The organism is Mesoflavibacter sp. CH_XMU1404-2 (assembly GCF_037029465.1).
Taxonomy (GTDB): Bacteria; Bacteroidota; Bacteroidia; order Flavobacteriales; family Flavobacteriaceae; genus Mesoflavibacter.
In genome coordinates this window covers 1-1,356 of the sequence record NZ_JAYMEM010000008.1, presented here as the reverse complement: position 1 = coordinate 1,356, position 1,356 = coordinate 1, and the positions used below count along the sequence as shown (strand labels likewise).

General features: G+C 37.9%; 2 protein-coding genes and 1 pseudogene. All 3 read left to right on the top strand.

The window, feature by feature from the left end; all coding sequences use genetic code 11:
• A partial coding sequence (locus tag WA327_RS15050) for a gliding motility-associated C-terminal domain-containing protein (RefSeq protein WP_407942444.1) occupies positions 1 to 120 on the top strand: 120 nt, incomplete at its 5' end.
• A gap of 30 nt (positions 121 to 150) precedes the next feature.
• Positions 151 to 1,059: a type IX secretion system membrane protein PorP/SprF gene (locus WA327_RS06020; RefSeq protein ID WP_336067607.1), complete on the top strand. Its 909-nt coding sequence runs from the start codon at positions 151 to 153 to the stop codon at positions 1,057 to 1,059.
• A 22-nt stretch (positions 1,060 to 1,081) separates the two neighbouring features.
• Positions 1,082 to 1,356 (top strand): annotated as a pseudogene (locus WA327_RS06015) (cell envelope biogenesis protein OmpA); the annotation flags it as partial.

The window sequence follows — 1,356 nt, the reverse complement described above, 5'->3', positions numbered from 1 at the left end:
AGCAATGAGTGGCATGGACAATCAAACGATGGAGATGAGTTACCAGTAGGAACTTACTACTTTGTGATGAAGTACCAAGGCACAAAACAAAAAGCCGCTTGGGTATACATAAACAGATAATAAACTAATCATACAACCAACACAGATATAATGAAAAAAGTATATATCCTATTCGCTTTGCTCTTTGCATTGCAAGCACAAGCACAGCAAGATCCACAATACACACAGTACATGTATAACATGAATGTGGTTAACCCAGCCTACGCTGGCTCATACGAAGGTGTTGCCATAGGCGCACTTTACAGAAGCCAGTGGGTAGGTTTAGAAGGCGCACCTTCAACAGGAACCCTAACCATCCACTCGCCAGTAGGTAAGCGTGTTGGTTTAGGACTATCCTTAATTAGTGATGAAGTAGGACCAGTAAACGAGACCAATGCCTATGTAGATTTCTCTTATACCTTACCAGTAGGGACAGAGACTAAGTTAGCATTTGGTTTAAAGGCAGGAGCGACGTTTCATGACATTGGGTTAACTTCAGTAGAAGTATTAGATCCAGGAGATCCTTTCTATTCAGAAAACATCAATGAAGTAACACCAAATATAGGCGCAGGATTATATTTCTATAAGCCAAACAAATACTACATTTCTGCATCGATGCCAAACATTCTAGAATCGGTACACTTAGATGCTAATGGGTATAAAATAGGGTCAGAGACCGAGCATGTGTTTGCAGCAGCAGGATATGTATTTGACTTATCAGAGAACTTTAAGTTAAAGCCACACGTGATGACTAAATTAGCTTTTAATGCACCTGTGACTTATGATGTTAACCTAAACCTATTCATGTATGATTTTGTAGAAGTAGGAGCAGGTTACCGTTTAGACGATTCGTTTAGTGGTATGGTTAACTTTTTAGTAGCACCAAACTTAAGAATCGGTTATGCGTATGACAGTGTTAACTCACAATTAGACGTTGTGACCAACTCATCACATGAGATATTTATCAACTTTGATATTAATCTACCAAGAAAAGTATCAAGATCACCACGTTATTTCTAATCAGATAAGCTAACCAAGTACAATGAAACATATACAATTATTTATAGTTTGTGCCTTAATAAGTAGTTTTAGTCTAACTGCTCAAAACAGTGCCACAAAAAAAGCCGATAAACTTTTTGCTAAGTACCAATTTGTAGACGCTATAGACGCTTACAATAAATTAGTAGAAAAAGGAGAAGCTGATGCTTATGTCTACTCACAATTAGCAGAAGCCAATTACAACATCTATAGTACCGAAGCAGCCGAAAAATGGTATGCTAAAGCATTTGAAGCAGGAGCAAACGATGCAGAGATGAT